This window comes from Synechococcus sp. BS56D (assembly GCF_004332405.1).
Lineage (GTDB): Bacteria > Cyanobacteriota > Cyanobacteriia > PCC-6307 > Cyanobiaceae > Synechococcus_C.
Window position 1 is genome coordinate 385,538 of the sequence record NZ_PHQU01000002.1, and the last position, 17,216, is coordinate 402,753.

Below are 17,216 nucleotides of genomic sequence, written 5' to 3' on the forward strand. Positions count from 1 at the left end.
TCCGGATTCCCAGGATCGCCGTGGAGCTGAGTGATGTCAGCCCTCCGTAACGATTCCTCCGTCCGCGAGACTGTCCACCACCCGGTCGATCAATCCGTATTCAACCGCCTCTGCTGGAGAAAGGAAGTAATCGCGGTCTGTATCTTCAGCGATTTTTTCGAGGGGTTGGCCCGTGTGCTCGGCCATCAGACCGTTGAGGGTGTCTTTCAGGAACAGGATCTCCTGGGCCTGGATCTCGATGTCGACAGCCTGGCCTTGGGCGCCACCGAGGGGCTGGTGGATCATGATCCGAGCATTCGGCAGGGCGAGACGCTTGCCCTTGCAGCCTCCGGAGAGCAGGAAGGCGCCCATGGAGGCGGCCAATCCGTAGCAGATGGTCACCACATCAGGGGCGACCTGCTGCATGGTGTCGTAGATCGCCAGGCCGGCCGTGACCGAACCACCAGGGGAATTGATGTAGATCTGAATGTCTTTTTCAGGATCCTCAGCTTCCAGGAACAAGAGCTGAGCCACTAGGGCATCCGCAACTTGGTCATCGATTCCGGTTCCCAGAAAGATGATCCGCTCCCGGAGAAGTCGCGAATAGATATCGAAAGCCCGTTCGCCTCGACCCGACTGTTCCACCACGGTGGGCAGCACACCAGGGGAGGCCGATGGCATGGCTGAGACGGGGCTGATGCCCCGCCATCGGTTCTGGATCGGATGGTGGTGACGGGCGTCGATCACGCGGCAGCTGGCGGGTTCCTGTATCGGCTCAATCTATGGGTGCTGATCAGCCGTCGGCGTCCCCATCGGCCTTGGCTTTGCTGGTTTTGGCTTTGGCGGTGCCGGTGGCCTTGGTGGAAGCCTTGCTTGTGCTGGTTTTCGCTTTCGCCGCTGGTTTTTTCTTCTCCTTGGTGGTTTCAGCCTCGGAGCTCTCAGGGGCCTTCTCGACCACGGTGTTGTTCTCTTCCAGCCAGCCGAGCAATTTGTCGCGCAGCAGGTCGTCGATCACGGCCTGGCGCAGTCGTGCCGGATCGATGTCGCGTTCACCGGAGAGCTGGCGCTTCACCTCCTTGAGCTTGGCTTCGATTTCAGTGTCCTCCACCTTGAGGTCTTCCGCTTCGGCCAGAGCACTGAGGGCGAGGCTGCGACGGAGGCGCTCTTCGGCTTCGGGTCTGGAGGAGTCCATCAAGGAGCGCACCAGCTCCGGGGTGAACAGGGATTTCACATCCATGCCCTGCTGGGCGAACTGGCCAGCGGTCTCCTCCACCAGGTTGCGCACTTCCTGCTGCACCAGGCTTTCGGGTAGCTCCACGTCCAGCTGTTCCACAAGGGCGGCCAGCAGGGCGTCGTGGCGGTTGCTCTTCTGGCGTCGCTCGGCGTCGTCCTTGAGGCGCTTCTCCAGTTCTTCTCGCAGCTCTGCCATCGTCTCCTTATCGCTGGCCTGCTTGGCGAAGGCGTCGTCGAGCTCGGGCAGTTCGCGGGTCTTGAGGTCCTTGAGGCTGATCACGAAGCTGGCCTTGCGACCGCGGGCATCCTCTTTGGGGTAATCCTCTGGGAACTGACAGTCGACGGTTTTCTCATCGCCGATGGCCATGCCGACGATCCCTTCCACGAAGCCCGGGATCATCCGCCCGTCCTCCAGTTCCACATCCATCGAGTCGGCGCTGCCACCCTCGATCTCACTGCCGTCATCGGCGTAGGTGCCTTTGAACCCCACAACGGCCACATCACCATTGGCGGCGGCCCGGTTGTCCACCGGCACCAGCGTGGCCATCTGCTTGCGGGACTGATCCAGCATGTCGTCCACCTGAGCAGGATCAAAGCTGACGGCTTCTGCTTCGGCCTTCAGCCCCTTGGTGGTTTTGAGTTTTGGCACTGGAGCCACGTCGGTTTCGAGCGTGAGCGTGAGGGCTTTGCCGGGGTCAAAAGCTTCCAGCAGGCTCTCAAATCCGCCGGTCAGATCGGGTTGCCCCAGGGCCTCGATCTGTTCTTGTTCGATGGCCTCCCGCCAGACTCCGTCGACGATGGCTTCCAGGGCGGTGGCTCGGATCCGCAGCGGGCCGATCTGTTGCAACAGCACCGCCCGGGGCACCTTGCCTTTACGGAAACCAGGCAGATTGATGCTGCGGCTGAGGCGGGTCACCGCTGCTTCGTAGCTCTCCTTGCAACGCTCCGCAGGAACTGCCACTTCCACCGCTAGGCGGCTGCCCGGACGGGCGGTGGTCTTGACCTTCAGGGACGCGGCGCTCATGCAGGAGTAGTTCGGGCAGCCCAATACTTTATGGAAGCGTCAGTCCGTGGATCGCCACGTATTGTGAGGGCAACGTTTATCGGATCCTCCAGCCTGGCGCTGCTGCTGGAATCCGATCGTGGCCAGGGGCCAGCGTCGTCATTGCAGTTCTAGAACCCACCGCTTGTCTCCCTCACCGTCGAACTTCAGGCCTTCGCTTCCCAATCGCCCTCTGACCGTCGCCGTGCTCGGTGCCAGTGGTGCAGTCGGACAGGAGCTCCTGCAGCTGCTCGATGAGCGTGCGTTTCCAGTTGGTGAGCTGCGCCTGCTTGCTTCAGCCCGCTCCGCTGGAACGACCCAGAGCTGGAAGGGGCAACAGCATTCGGTTCAGGAAGTGACGGCTGCCTCCTTTGAAGGGGTGGATCTGGTGCTCGCCTCTGCTGGTGGTTCGGTGTCGCGTCAATGGCGCCAGGCGATTACTCAGGCCGGTGCCCTGATGGTGGACAACTCCAGCGCCTTTCGCATGGAGGACGGTGTGCCGCTGGTGGTGCCTGAGGTGAATCCGAAGGCGGCCCTCCAGCATCAGGGCGTCATCGCCAATCCCAACTGCACCACGATCCTGCTCACCCTCGCGCTCGCTCCCCTGGCAGCGAAACGCCCCATGCGGCGTGTTGTGGTGAGTACCTATCAGTCGGCCAGCGGTGCCGGTGCCCGGGCCATGGAAGAACTGCAGACCCTCAGTCGTGTGGTGTTGGACGGAGGTGAAGCCAAGAGTGAGGTGCTGCCCCATTCCCTCGCCTTCAACCTGTTTCTCCACAACTCGCCGCTGCAAGCCAACAGCTACTGCGAAGAGGAGATGAAGATGGTCAATGAGACCCGCAAGATCATGGATCTCCCTGAGTTGCGTTTCACGGCCACCTGCGTTCGCGTGCCCGTGCTGCGTGCCCACTCAGAGGCGGTGAATGTGGAGTTTGAGCAGCCGTTCCCGGTGGAGGAGGCCCGTGCTCTCCTGGCGGCAGCGCCTGGGGTCGAGCTGATTGAGCAGCCCGAGTGCAACCGTTTCCCGATGCCCACGGATGTGACCGGCCGCGATCCCGTGGCGGTAGGTCGGATCCGTCAGGACATTAGTGATCCCAACGCCCTGGAGTTCTGGCTCTGCGGTGACCAGATCCGCAAGGGCGCAGCCCTCAACGCGATCCAGATTGCCGAACTGCTGATCAACGCATGAGCCTCTCCGCCGCCCTCTCCCCCACCCCCTTCGGCCGTCTGCTTACGGCGATGGTCACCCCTTTCGATGCCGACGGCCGGGTTGACCTGGCCTTGGCCGGTCGTCTCGCCCGCCATCTCGTCGACGAGGGATCTGATGGTCTTGTGGTGTGCGGCACCACGGGTGAATCCCCCACCTTGAGCTGGCAAGAGCAGGTGCAGCTGTTGGAGGCCGTGCGTCAGGCGGTGGGTTCTGGAGTGAAGGTGTTGGCGGGCACCGGCAGCAACAGCACCGCCGAGGCAGTGGAGGCCACCCGGGAGGCGGCGGCTGCCGGAGCCGATGGGGCCTTGGTGGTGGTGCCTTATTACAACAAGCCTCCTCAGGATGGGCTGGAGGCCCATTTCCGGGCCGTGGCCGAGGCTGCCCCCGAGTTGCCGTTGATGCTTTACAACATCCCCGGTCGCACCGGCTGTTCGATGGCGCCGTCCACGGTGGCTCGACTGATGGATTGCGCCAATGTCGTGAGTTTCAAGGCCGCCAGTGGCAGCACCGATGAGGTGAGCCAGTTGCGCCTGAGTTGCGGTGCCCGGCTTGCCGTCTACAGCGGGGATGACGCCTTGACGTTGCCGATGCTGGCCGTCGGTGCCGTCGGCGTGGTCAGCGTGGCGAGTCACCTGGTGGGCCGGCGCATGCGCGCCATGATCGAAGCCCAGCTCAGTGGCCGCAATGCCGAGGCCCTTGGCCTGCATGAACAGTTGCTCCCCTTGTTCCGGGCTCTGTTCGCCACCACGAATCCAATTCCGGTGAAAGCTGCCCTTGAGGCCAGTGGTTGGCCCGTTGGAGCCCCCCGTCTTCCCCTTGTTCCCCTTGAGGCCGCCATGCGCGATGACCTGATCCAAACCCTGTCTGCCCTGCGTCAGACCTGACGCCACGGCTGGCCGGCGATCACGCCTTTTGTTCTTCGATTCATCTGACATTCATGACTGCTTCGATCTCTACGTCCCGCAATGGCGCTACTGCCGCCCAGGAGCCCTGTCTGCGCGTGATTCCCCTCGGGGGACTGCACGAGATCGGCAAGAACACGTGCGTGTTCGAGTACGGCGATGACCTCATGTTGGTGGATGCCGGCCTGGCCTTTCCGAGCGATGGCATGCACGGCGTGAATGTGGTGCTGCCCGACACCAGTTTCCTGCGCCAGAACCAGAAACGGATCCGGGGCATGATCGTGACCCACGGCCATGAAGACCACATCGGTGGTATTGCCCACCACCTCAAGCACTTCAACATCCCGGTGATCTACGGGCCCCGGCTGGCCCTGTCGATGCTCACCGGAAAGATGGATGAGGCAGGGGTGAGCGATCGCACCACCCTGCAGACCGTCGGTCCCCGTGATGTGGTGCGGGTCGGTCAGCATTTCTCGGTGGAGTTCATCCGCAACACCCACTCGATGGCCGACAGCTTCTCGCTGGCGATCACGACTCCTGTGGGCACGATCATCTTCACGGGTGACTTCAAGTTCGATCACACCCCTGTGGATGGGGAGCATTTCGACCTGGCCCGTCTCGCTCATCACGGCGACAACGGCGTGCTGTGCCTGTTCAGCGATTCCACCAATGCCGAGGTGCCTGGCTTCTGCCCGCCGGAGCGTTCGGTCTTCCCCAACCTGGATCGTCACATGGCCCAGGCGGAAGGTCGGGTCATCGTCACCACCTTCGCCAGTTCGATTCACCGGGTGTCGATGATCCTGGAGCTGGCCCTCAAGAACGGCCGCAAGGTCGGTCTGCTTGGCCGATCCATGCTGAACGTGATTGCGAAGGCGCGGGAGCTCGGCTACATGCGCGCTCCGGATGATCTGTTTGTGCCGATCAAGCAGATCAATGATGTGCCTGATCGCGAAACCCTGCTGCTGATGACCGGAAGCCAGGGGGAACCGTTGGCTGCCCTGAGTCGGATTTCCCGTGGTGAGCACCCTCAGGTGAAGGTGAAGACCACCGACACGATCATCTTTTCGGCCAGCCCGATTCCCGGAAACACGATCTCCGTGGTCAACACGATCGACCGCCTGATGATGCTTGGGGCGAAGGTGGTCTACGGCAAGGGCGAGGGCATTCACGTGTCGGGCCATGGCTTCCAGGAAGACCAGAAGTTGATGCTGGCGCTCACCAGGCCCAAGTTCTTCGTGCCGGTGCACGGTGAGCACCGCATGCTCGTCTGCCACGCCAAGACCGGCCACTCCATGGGTGTGCCGGAAGACAACACCTTGATCATTGAGAACGGTGATGTGGTCGAGCTCACGGCTGAGTCGATCCGCAAGGGTGATCCGGTCAAGGCCGGTATTGAGCTGCTCGATCAGTCGCGCAACGGCATTGTTGATGCTCGTGTGCTGAAGGAGCGACAGCAGCTCGCCGAAGACGGCATTGTGACGATCCTGGCGGCGATCAGCACCGATGGGGCCATGGTCGCTCCCCCTCGAGTGAATCTGCGTGGTGTGGTGACTACGGCGGATGCCCGCAAGATGTCGCTGTGGACCGAACGGGAAATCAGCTGGGTTCTGGAGAACCGCTGGAAGCAGCTCACCCGCAACACCGGCGGCAAGGCCCCTGAAGTGGATTGGATGGGTGTGCAGCGCGAGGTTGAGGTGGGCCTTGGTCGGCGTATGCGCCGCGAGTTGCAGGTGGAGCCTTTGATTCTCTGCCTGGTGCAGCCCGCTCCCGGTGGCACACCGGTGTACAAGGGCCGCGCCGATGCCGAGCCTGATGATCGTCCGGCACCTCGGGGCCGCGGCGGTCGTGGCGGTGGTGGCCATCACGGCCATGGTCGTCGCGACCGCGACCGCGCTCCTGCCCCCGTCAAGGCAGTACCGGCTCCTGAGGCTGCTCGCCAGTCAGTTCCAGCGGCATCTGCTCCGGCACCCACTGTCGAGAAGGCTGTCGCTACCCAGGCTGTTGCCACCAAGGCTGCTGTTGCCACCAAGGCGGTGGCGACCAAGCCAGAGCCAGATCAGGACATGCCGGCTGGTCGTACCCGCCGCCGCCGTTCGGCGGCGGCCTGAGCTCAGCTGCTCAGGTTCACCCGCAGCAGGGCCCCCTCCAAGATCGAACAATCAATTAAAGGGGGCTCATCTGACTGTTTCGGCTCGCTCTTTGGAGGGGCTGGCTCAGGCTGAACAACCTCTTGCTCTGTTGGATCCAACCCTGGTTCAGGCGCCGCTGCTGGCTCGATGTTGATGCTTGTGCCGTCGAGCCAGGGGGTCGCCGAGGGGGCTGGAGCTTCCACTGCCGCTTGGTTCAGGCTTGGGCTGGTTTCAAGAAATGGATCGCGGACCAGATCGTTCCCATGGCTTTCGCTGGCCACGAGCGGCACGGTTGCCTCGCTGGTGAGCACCAGGCAGCGCTCGAGGCCTTGCTCAGCTAGCTCTCGAAGGGTTTCGGGTGGCTGGCAGCTCAGCACCCGCTGGTAGTGAGCCTCAGCCGCCGTTGGATCTTGGAAGCCATGGAACTCGATGTGGCCCAGCAGCAGTGCGAGCACAGCTCGCCAAGCCGTCAGGGCCTCGTCGGAACGACCCTCCGCTTCCGCTGTATTGAGATCGTCCAGAAGGGTGGTGCTTAGATCCTTCGCCTGGGGATAGTTCCCTTCTCCATAGGCCTGTTCGGCGCTCAGATAGCGCTGCTGAAAGTCGGCATCCAAGGCGGTTCAGGGGCGCTGTTCCAGTTGTAGGGCGTCTGCACGCCAGTGGATCCTCCAGCCAGCGCTCAGATCACGGCCAGCTGCGGGGCTGCCGGTCGCTGTCGCCTGGGCCAGATCCTCCAGTTGGGAGGCGGTGAGCGAAGGCACCCCCCTGACCCGCAGCCAGTGGGCCAGCAGGGTGCGGCGGGTTTCGAGCGGGAGGCTTCCGAAACGGCGGCGGTCGAGAGATCCCTCTGTCACGCTCAGGTTCTCGAGGGCTAAAGCGTTCAGGTTCGCTTGAGTGTCCTGCAGTTGGGACATCCGCTCCGCCAGCTCCGCCAGTCGACCGCTGCAGCCCGGATGCAATTGCTCCAGCACCGGCAGCACCTCGGCGCGAATGCGATTGCGGGCATAGGCCGGATCCCGGTTGCTGGGGTCGTCCCAGATCGGCAGGGCCAGCTCGCTGCAGATCCTGGCGGTGTCGGCGCGGCTGAAGTCCCTAAGGGGACGAATCAGCTGTAGATCGCTTCCTTTGAAAAGTCTTCGGCTGTGGCGTTGGCTGCCCAGCCCGGCCAGATCACTGCCGCGGGCCAGTTGCAGCAGCAGGGTTTCGGCTCGGTCACTGGCGGTGTGCGCGCTGATCACGATCCGGCAGGGGTTGTGGGGGTAGAGGCCGCTGAGCCGTTCGGCTTCGGCGGCGAGCGCGCCATAACGCCAAGCGCGTGCACCGGCTTCGCTGCGCTCAGGGCTCTCCAACGCGGCACGCCCCACAGCCAGATGCAGACCCTCAGCACAGCACCAGATCTGCAGTTCCTGCGCGATCCGGCTGGATCCCTCGTGCCAGCCGTGGTCGCCATGCCAGAGATGCAGCTGCCAGTGATGAAGTGGGTGCAGGCCCCGCAGGAGAGCCAGCAGGGCCATCGAGTCTTGGCCACCGGAGAGGGCCAGCAGCAGACGGCTGCCCCGGGGGAGCATCGCCGGCTGTGCCAGGAGCCGGCGATGCAGGCGGTCGTGCCAGGGAGTCCAGCCCATCGGGTGCGGCCTTCGTGCGGTGGGAGAATCAAGGCATTCGATTCCAAATCATGACCCGCCTCAGCTCCCTGCCTGCTGCCCTGCGTGCGCGCCTTGCGCAGCGTTCGGCCCTGAAGGTGATCGCCGGTCTGATCAACTTTGATGCCGATTCCGTTGCCCGGGTGGCTCGCGCTGCCGGCTTGGGTGGTGCTGATCTGATCGATGTGGCCTGCGATCCCGAGCTGGTGGCCCTGGCGATCCGCGAATCCGGTGGCGTGCCCGTGTGTGTGTCCTCGGTGGAGCCCGAGCTGTTTGCGGCAGCGGTGGCGGCCGGTGCGCAGATGGTAGAGATCGGCAACTTCGATGCCTTCTATCCCCAGGGCCGCATCTTTGGTGCGGTTGAGGTGCTGGAACTCACCCGCCAGACCAGGGCTCTGTTGCCGGAGGTGGTGCTGAGCGTGACCGTGCCCCACGTGCTGCCGATGGATCAGCAGGAGCAGCTCGCCGTGGATTTGGTGGAAGCCGGTGCCGACCTGATCCAGACCGAAGGTGGCACGAGCGCCAAGCCCTTCAGCGCCGGCAGCCTCGGCTTGATCGAGAAGGCTGCCCCCACGCTGGCGGCCGCCCACAGCATCAGCTCTGCTCTGCAACAGGCCGGTCTCGAGGCCCCTGTGCTCTGCGCTTCCGGTCTCTCGGCCGTGACTGTGCCGATGGCGATCGCCGCCGGTGCCGCGGGTGTGGGTGTGGGTTCGGCTGTGAACCGCCTCAACGATGAGCTGGCGATGGTGGCCGTGGTGCGTGGCTTACGTGAGGCGCTCGGCAACGCCATCACCACTCGGGTGTGATCACTCAACTGGTCAGCTTGATGGGGTGTCTCTAGCGTTCGGTCAGCCTTGCTCTGCCCGCGATGAACACCCTCGGCTGGTTGCTCCAGTGGCCGATCCGTGCGTTGGTGTTGCTGCTCGTGGCGGCGCTGCCCCTGGGGGTGGAAATGGCCAACTTCGGCACCGCCCTCTGGGCGGCGATCCTGATCGGCCTGCTCGGCACCCTGCTGATCGGGCCCCTCAAGTTGCTGTTGGGGCCCGCCTGGGCCATCACCTCCCTGGGAGGGTTGATTGCGCCGGTGTCGTTTCTGTTCAACTGGCTGATCACCGTGATTCTGTTTGGCCTAGCGGCCTGGTTGATCACCGGTTTTCGTCTCAACAACGGCCTGTTCAGCGCGATCCTTGGGGCGGTGGTGTACAGCCTGATCAGCGCCTTCGTGCTGCGGGCCCTGGGGCTGGTGGATGTGGAGGCCACCAGGGCGGCGTTGTTGAGCGGAACTTAAAAACCACAGCTCGCGTTTACGCCGCCAGTTGATCAAGCACCTGGCGGGCCCGTTGCACCACAGGTGTGGGCACCCCAGCGAGACGGGCGGCCTCGATGCCATAGCTGCGGCTGGCGCCACCGGACTGCACGCGATGCAGAAACACCAGGTCATCGCCGGTTTCTTCCACCAGCACCTGGAAGTTGGCCACATTCGCTCGCTCCGCCGCCAGGTTGTTGAGCTCGTGATAGTGGGTGGCGAACACCGTGCGCGCCTGCAGATCCCCGGCCAGGTGTTCGCTCACGGCCCAGGCGATCGAGAGGCCATCGAAGGTGGCGGTGCCCCTGCCGATTTCATCAAGCAGCACCAGGGAGCGATCGCTGGCGTGATGCAGGATGTTGGCGGTTTCGGCCATTTCCACCATGAACGTGGACTGGCCGGCGGCGAGATCGTCGACGGCACCCACGCGGGTGAAGATGCGATCGGCGATGCCGACCACGGCTGCCTGGGCCGGCACCCAGCTGCCGGTCTGGGCCAGCAGCTGGATCAGACCGATCTGTCGCAGGTAGCAGCTTTTGCCGCTGGCATTCGGTCCGGTAAGCACCACAAGATCGGTGCCATCGCCCAGGTGCACATCGTTGGCGGTGAAGTTGCGCTCCACCAGCAGCTGCTCCACCACGGGGTGCCGACCGGATGTGATCTGCAGCTCGCGGCCATCGCTGATCGTTGGCGCGCACCAGCGGCTCGTGGCCGCCACCTCCGCGAGGCCACACACCGCATCGAGGGCCGCCACGGCTCGGGCGGCCTGACGGATCGGAGCGGCCATGGCACCTACCTGCTCGCGTAGCTGGCAGAAGAGTTCGTACTCCCGCTGGCAGGCGCGGGCACGCAGCTGGAAGATCGTGCCTTCCCGCTGCTTGAGTTCGGGAGTGATGAAGCGCTCCTCATTGGCGAGGGTCTGACGCCGGATCCAGTGATCCGGAACGTCAGCGGCTTTGGCTTTGCTCACCGCCAGGAAATAGCCGAAGGTGCGGTGATACTGCAGGCGCAGATTGGCGTTGCCGCTGGATTGGCGCTCGAGCCGCTCCTGTTCCGCCAGCCAAGCGTCTTGATCATCGAGCTGGTTGCGCAGCCCATCGAGCAGGGGATCGACGCCGTCGTGGATCAGGCCGCCTTCGCTGAGCGACAGGGGTGGGGTGTCGATCAGGGCATGGCGTACCGCTTGAGCTAGCTCCGCCAAGGCCGGATCCGGGGTGCAGAGATTCCGCAGCCACTCGGGGTGCCGATCGTCGAGTCCACCGTGGAGCCGCGCGGCCAGCTGGGGCAGTCGCTCGAGCCCATCGGCAATCGCCACCAGATCACGGGCCCCTGCATGGCCGGCACCGGCCCGGCCCGCGAGTCGCTCCAGGTCGCCCATCGGTCGCAGCAAGCGGCGCAGGGCCTGGCGCAGGTTGCGCTGCTCCACCAGCAGTGTCACCACAGCCTGGCGTTGCTGGATGGCGATGAGGTCCATCAACGGCGCTTCGATCCAGCGGCGCAGGCAGCGCCCACCCATGGCCGTGTGGGTGCGATCGACGGCCCAGAGCAGGGAGCCCTGCAGCTGTCCATCCCGTTGGGTGGCGGTGAGCTCCAGGTTGCGTCGGGTCTGGGCGTCGAGCATCAGGGCTTCACCGCTATGCACGATGGCGGGCACCTCGAGGGGCACGCTCAGGTCGTCCTCAAGGGGCTGGGTGTCGCGCAGGTAGCGCAGCAGTCCGCCGACGGCTCGCAAGGCCAGGGGCAGATCCCCCAGGCCAAGGCCGTCCAGGCTGGCCAGGCGGTAGTGATTCAGAAGGGTCTGTTCCGCTTGCGGACGGCTGAAGGGCGTTGTGGCCATCGGCGTCAGCCGCAGGCGCTGGGGGCACCAGGAGGGGTTGGCGTCGTCGTCTGCTGATGGGGCCCAGAGCAGCTCAGCGGCCTCCAGTTGGCTCAGCCGTTGGTGCAGGCCAGCACTACCGGTTTGCTCCATCACCTGCACCTCACCGGTGCTCACATCGGCGTGGGCCAGACCCCAGCGGAACGGTTGCTTGCCCTTGGCTGGCTCCACAACCACGGCCGCTAGCCAGTTGTTGCGGCGGGCCTGGAGCATGCCCTCCTCCAGCACGGTGCCCGGGGTAAGCACACGGGTGATGTCACGTTTGAGTAGAGCGCCTTTGGCGGGGGTGGTTTCCAGCTGGTCGCAGAGGGCTACGGAGTAGCCGCGGCGGATCAGCTCGGAGCAGTAGCGCTCCGCGGCGTGATGGGGAATGCCGGCCATGGGCACGCGGCCGATCGCTTTACCGCCCTCCTTGCCGGTGAGGGTGAGTTCGAGCACCCTTGAGAGCTCAACCGCATCTTCGAAGAAGCACTCAAAGAAATCTCCGAGCCGGTAGAGCAGCACGCGCTCGGGGTGGGCGGCCTTGAGCTCCACGTAGTGGCGCAGCATCGGTGTGAGCTGCAGGGGGTCCACCTGGCTGTGGTGGGCCCAGGCCGGTTCGTCGCTGATTGCGTCTATTGCGTCGTTTTCAGGCTCGCTCGTGGCGCTGACTGCTTCAGGGTCGAGTTCGGCGCTTGGTTCGCGGCGCTGGCGCGGCCGTTGGCTGGCATCAGCGCTCAGGCTGGCATCGCTGAGGTCTGCGGTCGCTGAAGCGTCCTGGCTGGCGCCGGCTCGCTGCTGGGGTTGCTCGGCTGGCTCAGGCGCTCCGAACAGATTGCCTTGCAGGGCCTGTTCCGGAGGTTGGGCGGCGGACCGTGGCATGGAGGCGAGTCCGGCGTAAGCAACGACGGGATCGTACCGATCCCGCCCTGGCTGCTTCCAGGTTTTCACTGTTCTCCCATCCCCCGTAACCTGAACGACCGGCCGTTGGCACCCGACGTCATGCCCGCCTACGAGCTCTCGGCGCCCTATTCACCCAAGGGTGATCAACCGACGGCGATCAAGCAGTTGGTGCAAGGGGTCAACGGTGGTGAGCGCTTTCAGACCCTGCTCGGGGCCACGGGCACGGGTAAGACGTTCACGATGGCGAATGTGATCGCCCAGACCGGCCGGCCGGCGCTGGTGCTCGCCCACAACAAGACGCTGGCGGCCCAGCTGTGCAACGAGCTGAGGGAGTTCTTCCCCCACAACGCCGTCGAATACTTCATCTCCTATTACGACTACTACCAGCCGGAGGCCTACGTCCCGGTCAGCGACACCTACATCGCCAAGACGGCTTCGATCAATGAGGAGATCGACATGCTGCGTCACTCAGCAACCCGTTCGCTGTTCGAGCGTCGCGACGTGATCGTGGTGGCTTCAATCAGCTGTATTTACGGCCTGGGCATCCCGAGCGAATACCTGAAGGCGGCGGTGAAGTTTGAGGTGGGCGACACCTTGAACATCCGCAGCCAGCTGCGGGAACTGGTCAACAACCAATACAGCCGCAACGACACGGAGATCGCCCGCGGGCGCTTCCGGATCAAAGGGGATGTGCTCGAGATCGGCCCCGCCTACGAAGACCGGCTGGTGCGAATCGAGCTGTTCGGTGATGACGTGGAGGCGATCCGCTACGTGGATCCCATCACCGGCGAGATCCTCCAGAGCCTCGAGTCGATCAACATCTACCCGGCCAAGCACTTCGTTACCCCTAAGGACCGACTGGACACAGCGATCAAGGCGATCCGCACGGAGCTGCGTGACCGTTTGGATGTGCTGAACACGGAAGGCAAGTTGCTGGAAGCGCAGCGGCTCGAGCAGCGCACCACCTACGACTTGGAGATGCTCCAGCAGGTGGGCTACTGCAATGGGGTGGAGAACTATGCCCGCCACCTGGCCGGCCGTGAGGAGGGCACCCCGCCGGAGTGCCTGATCGATTACTTCCCTGAAGACTGGCTGTTGATCGTGGATGAGAGCCACGTGACCTGCTCGCAGCTGCAGGCGATGTACAACGGCGACCAGGCGCGTAAGAAGGTGCTGATCGAGCACGGCTTCCGCTTACCCAGCGCGGCGGACAACCGCCCGCTCAAGGGGGAGGAGTTCTGGACTAAAGCGCGTCAGACCGTGTTTGTGAGCGCCACACCGGGGGATTGGGAGCTGAAGGTGAGCGATGGGCAGGTGGCTCAGCAGGTGATCCGGCCCACGGGGGTGCTGGATCCGATCGTGGAGGTGCGGCCGACGACTGGCCAGGTGGATGACTTGCTCGGCGAGATCCGCAGCCGCGCGGCTAAGCAGCAGCGGGTGCTCGTGACCACCCTCACCAAGCGGATGGCGGAGGACCTCACTGATTATTTGGCCGAAAACGAGGTGCGGGTGCGCTATCTGCACTCGGAGATCCATTCGATCGAGCGGATCGAGATCATTCAGGATCTGCGCCTTGGTGAATACGACGTGTTGGTGGGGGTGAACCTGTTGCGGGAGGGCCTGGACCTGCCGGAGGTGTCGCTGGTGGCGATCCTCGATGCCGATAAGGAGGGTTTCCTGCGGGCAGAGCGCTCACTCATCCAGACGATTGGCCGCGCGGCCCGGCATGTGGAAGGGGTGGCGCTGCTCTATGCCGACAACATGACCGACTCGATGGCCAAGGCGATCGAGGAAACCGAGCGCCGCCGCAAGATTCAGCACGCCTATAACGAGAAGCACGGGATCGTGCCGACGGCGGCGGGCAAGAAGGCGAGCAATTCGATCCTCAGCTTCCTGGAGCTGTCCCGCAAACTCAAGACCGATGGTCCCGATGCGGACCTGGTGCAGGTGGCCGGCAAGGCGGTGAAGGCTCTGGAGGATGACACCGATGGCATGGCCCTCGATGCCCTGCCGGAGCTGATTGAGCAGCTCGAAGCGAAGATGAAGGAGGCAGCCAAGAAGCTCGACTTCGAAGAAGCCGCCAACCTGCGCGATCGCATCAAGCAGCTGCGTCAGAAGCTGGTGGGGAGCGGCTGAAACGCCGCCCAGTCGTTAAACCTCCAGCGGTGATTCGGTGCCCTGGGCTTGATGGCGCACGCTGCCGCCAAGGCCGAACCCGGCGTGCACGGCCTGCAGGGCGGCGATGCCATCGGCTTCCGCCACCACGCAGCTGGTGCGGATCTCACTGGTGGCGATCAGTTCGATGTTGAGGCCGGCATCCGCTAGGTAGCGGAACATGCGGCCGGCGGTCCCGGCGGTGGCGGGCATGCCGGCACCCACGGCGCTCACCCGGGCGATGGCTGGTCCGTCTTCCAGTAAGGCTCCAGGCCATTGGGCCAGCAGGGCACTGAGGGCCTGGTCGGCGGCGGTGCGGTCCTCGCGTTTGAGCGTGAAGCTGATGTCACGGCTGCCATCGCTGTGCTGCCGCTCCGATTGCACAATCGCATCGATGCTGATGCCGGCATCGGCGAGGGCCGAGCAGAGGGTTGCGGCCGTGCCGGGCCGGTCGGGAACGTGACGCACGCTGACCTGCGCCTGATCGCGGTCAAGGGCGACACCGCGCACCTCCGGCTCTCCGGCGCCGGTGGCGGGGGGGTTGATCAGTAGCTGCTGTTCGGCCAGTTCGAACGCTTCGCTCACAGCCCGCAGCGCTTTGCCGCCGAGGGAGGCATCGATCACGCAGCTCACCTTCACCTCGCTGGTGGCGATCAGGCGCAGGTTGATGCCTACCCGCGAGAGGGTGTCGAACAGTCCGGCGGCGATGCCGGGGCGACCCATGATCCCGGCGCCGCTGATGCTCAGCTTGCTCATGCCGCCCTCGGCCACCAGCTGGCCGCCCATGGCGTCCACCAGCTCGGTGCAGATGCGACGGGCCTTGTCCAGATCCGCTTCCGCCACGGTGAAGGTGATGTCGTTGCTGTTGCCTTCGTGGGTGGCCTGGATGATCAGGTCCACATTCACGCCGCCGGCCGAGAGGGCCTCGAATAGGCGGGCGGCCACTCCGGGTTGGTCGGGCACATGGGAGAGGGCGAGCACGGCCTGCTGCTCCAGCAGCTCGGCTCCATCCACGGGCCGGCCCAGTTCCAGGCCCTCGCGGCCGATCGGGCGGGCGCTGCGGCTGGTGAGGGTGGTGCCGGGCGCATCGCTCCAGCTGGAGCGCACCACCAGGGTGACGCCGTAGTTGCGGGCGATCTCCACGGCGCGGGGGTGAAGTACGGCGGCGCCGAGGCTGGCGAGCTCGAGCATCTCGTCGCAGCTCACCTGCTCCATCAGCTGGGCATCGGGCACTTTGCGCGGATCAGTCGTGAGGACTCCGGGCACATCGGTGTAGATCTCGCAGGCATCGGCGCCGAGTGCTGCGGCGAGAGCCACGGCGGAGGTGTCGGAGCCACCGCGGCCGAGGGTGGTGATCTCAGCGGCGCCGCCACTGCTCTGGCTGGTGCCCTGGAAACCGGCCACCACCACCACCTGGCCTTCGCCAAGACGACTGCGCAGGCGCTCGGTGCGCACCTCGAGGATGCGGGCGCGGCCATGGGCGGATTCGGTCACGATGCCCACCTGGGCGCCCGTCATCGAGATGGCAGGAATGCCGAGCTCATGGAGGGCCATCGAGAGCAGGGCAATCGACACCTGCTCACCGGTGGCCAGGAGCATGTCCATCTCCCGCTGGGGCGGGTTGCTGCTGATGGCGCGGGCCTTCGCGGTGAGTTCGTCGGTGGTGTGACCCATGGCCGACACCACGATCACCAGGTCATGGCCCTCTTCCTTACAGGCGGCGATGCGCCTGGCTACGGCCTGGATGCGCTCCACGCTGCCGACGGAGGTGCCGCCGAACTTCTGCACCAGCAGGGCCATCCATGCCGCTTCATACCGGAGGCGATTGTCTCACTGGGTCAACCGACAACTTTCTCTAACCCAACAGCTCTGTTCAACCCAACAGCCCATCGCGGAAGGCATCACTGGGCTGGGCACCGCGCTTGAGCGCTGCTTCCACATCCAGGAGCCGGCCCAACAGCTTCAGGCAGCGGGTGGGAGGCCGGCCTTTGAGTTGCTTGCGCATCACATAGATGCGCTTGGGGTTGCCGATGCCGGCGGCCTTGGCGATCACGTTGGCGTCCCGTTCGCCCTGTTGCTCCAGCAGGCTCACCCAGAGCCAGCCGCGGATCTGCCCGGTGAGGGTGGCCACGATGCGCAAGGCCGGTTCGCCGGCTTCGATTAGGCCATCGAGGCGGCTGATCGCATCACCCACGTTGCCCTCCAGCAGCGCATCCCCCACCTGCAGGGCATTGCTGGCCTGGCCCTCGATCAGGCTGCTCACCGCCGCGGCGGTGATTGCTTTGACGCCACTGCTCTCGGCATGGAGGGCGAGTTTCTGCAGCTCCATGCTCAACCGGGCACTGTCGCTGCCGATCGCATCGACCAGGGCGTCCACGGCAGCCGGTTCCAGCTGGAGGTCAAGTTCAGCGGCGGTGCGTTCCACCAGCTGCCGCTGGCCAGCTCCGTCCCACACCGCTGGCAGTTGGAAGCTCCGCTCGCTGGCGCCGCCCGCTTTCACCAGTTTCTGCAGGGCCTTGGTCGTGCGCAGCCGCCCGTCGGGTTTGGAGGGGTTGCAGAGCAGCAGATGGCAGTTCTCTGGAATGAGCTCCAGGCCAGCTTCGAAGCGATCGGCTAGTTCGCTCGGGCAGGCATTGCAAAAGGGAGAGCGCTGCAGCAGCACCAAGCGGCCACCGCTCCCGAAGGGAGGCGTGCGTGCTTCTTCCAAGGCCTGCTGGGCCTGGCCGGCTTCAGCGCCATCAAGGCGGCTCAGGTTGATGCTGCTCCAGCTCGGGTCCACCACCTGGTCGATCAGGCCATTCACTGCCCTCTCGAGGGCGGCGCTGTCATCACCCCAGAGCAGGTGGATCGGCATGGAGGC

The 17,216-nt window shown here is 64.7% G+C and carries 13 protein-coding genes; 6 read left to right on the forward strand and 7 right to left on the reverse strand.

The features are described 5' to 3' along the window. Nucleotides 1-36: 36 nt before the first annotated feature. Together clpP and tig are read right to left on the reverse strand one after the other, a co-directional pair. Nucleotides 37-726: an ATP-dependent Clp endopeptidase proteolytic subunit ClpP gene (gene clpP, locus CWE17_RS04595; protein ID WP_131455158.1), complete on the reverse strand. Its 690-nt coding sequence runs from the start codon at nt 724-726 to the stop codon at nt 37-39. 46 nt (nt 727-772) lie between these two features. Further along, entirely contained in the window at nt 773-2,236 is a 1,464-nt protein-coding gene (gene tig, locus CWE17_RS04600; protein WP_131455159.1) for a trigger factor, read from the reverse strand. A gap of 223 nt (nt 2,237-2,459) precedes the next feature. On the opposite strand from tig, the gene CWE17_RS04605 reads away from it, so the two are divergent. From CWE17_RS04605 to CWE17_RS04615, 3 genes are read left to right on the forward strand one after another with little or no spacing between them, the layout of a single operon-like run. Beyond that, a complete protein-coding gene (locus tag CWE17_RS04605; protein WP_131455252.1) occupies nt 2,460-3,443 on the forward strand; it encodes an aspartate-semialdehyde dehydrogenase in 984 nt (327 codons plus the stop codon). Continuing rightward, the gene (gene dapA, locus CWE17_RS04610; RefSeq protein WP_131455160.1) at nt 3,440-4,348 is read left to right on the forward strand and encodes a 4-hydroxy-tetrahydrodipicolinate synthase; all 909 of its coding nucleotides are present in this window, start codon (nt 3,440-3,442) and stop codon (nt 4,346-4,348) included. Before CWE17_RS04605 ends, dapA begins: the two co-directional genes overlap by 4 nt. A 53-nt stretch (nt 4,349-4,401) precedes the next feature. After that, nucleotides 4,402-6,474 (forward strand): ribonuclease J, encoded by a 2,073-nt coding sequence (locus CWE17_RS04615; protein ID WP_131455161.1) that lies wholly within the window; start codon nt 4,402-4,404, stop codon nt 6,472-6,474. Nucleotides 6,475-6,476: 2 nt separating this feature from the next. Here CWE17_RS04615 and CWE17_RS04620 read toward each other — a convergent pair whose 3' ends face one another. Both CWE17_RS04620 and tilS read right to left on the reverse strand, forming a co-directional pair. Continuing rightward, nucleotides 6,477-7,109, reverse strand: coding sequence for a hypothetical protein (locus tag CWE17_RS04620; protein ID WP_131455162.1), 633 nt, complete (start codon nt 7,107-7,109; stop codon nt 6,477-6,479). A gap of 6 nt (nt 7,110-7,115) precedes the next feature. After that, complete coding sequence (gene tilS / locus CWE17_RS04625) at nt 7,116-8,120, reverse strand: tRNA lysidine(34) synthetase TilS (RefSeq protein ID WP_131455163.1); 1,005 nt, start codon at nt 8,118-8,120, stop codon at nt 7,116-7,118. Nucleotides 8,121-8,170: 50 nt separating this feature from the next. Here tilS and CWE17_RS04630 point away from each other — a divergent pair, with 50 nt between their 5' ends. Then, a complete protein-coding gene (locus tag CWE17_RS04630; protein ID WP_131455164.1) occupies nt 8,171-8,944 on the forward strand; it encodes a DUF561 domain-containing protein in 774 nt (257 codons plus the stop codon). A gap of 62 nt (nt 8,945-9,006) precedes the next feature. After that, complete coding sequence (locus tag CWE17_RS04635; RefSeq protein ID WP_131455165.1) at nt 9,007-9,426, forward strand: phage holin family protein; 420 nt, start codon at nt 9,007-9,009, stop codon at nt 9,424-9,426. A gap of 16 nt (nt 9,427-9,442) precedes the next feature. Here the strand turns inward: CWE17_RS04635 and mutS are convergent, their stop codons facing one another. Further along, nucleotides 9,443-12,181 carry a DNA mismatch repair protein MutS gene (gene mutS / locus CWE17_RS04640; RefSeq protein WP_131455166.1) on the reverse strand — a complete coding sequence of 913 codons (2,739 nt, stop codon included), beginning with the start codon at nt 12,179-12,181 and terminating at the stop codon, nt 9,443-9,445. Between the two features lie 120 nt (nt 12,182-12,301). On the opposite strand from mutS, the gene uvrB reads away from it, so the two are divergent. After that, the gene (gene uvrB / locus CWE17_RS04645; RefSeq protein WP_131455253.1) at nt 12,302-14,338 is read left to right on the forward strand and encodes an excinuclease ABC subunit UvrB; all 2,037 of its coding nucleotides are present in this window, start codon (nt 12,302-12,304) and stop codon (nt 14,336-14,338) included. Between the two features lie 15 nt (nt 14,339-14,353). On the opposite strand, the gene CWE17_RS04650 is transcribed toward uvrB, so the two are convergent. Together CWE17_RS04650 and holA are read right to left on the reverse strand one after the other, a co-directional pair. Next, on the reverse strand, nt 14,354-16,156 hold the full coding sequence (locus CWE17_RS04650; RefSeq protein WP_131455167.1) for an aspartate kinase: 1,803 nt from the start codon (nt 16,154-16,156) through the stop codon (nt 14,354-14,356). 73 nt (nt 16,157-16,229) lie between these two features. Further along, nucleotides 16,230-17,210, reverse strand: coding sequence for a DNA polymerase III subunit delta (holA, locus tag CWE17_RS04655; protein ID WP_131455168.1), 981 nt, complete (start codon nt 17,208-17,210; stop codon nt 16,230-16,232). Nucleotides 17,211-17,216 lie beyond the last annotated feature (6 nt).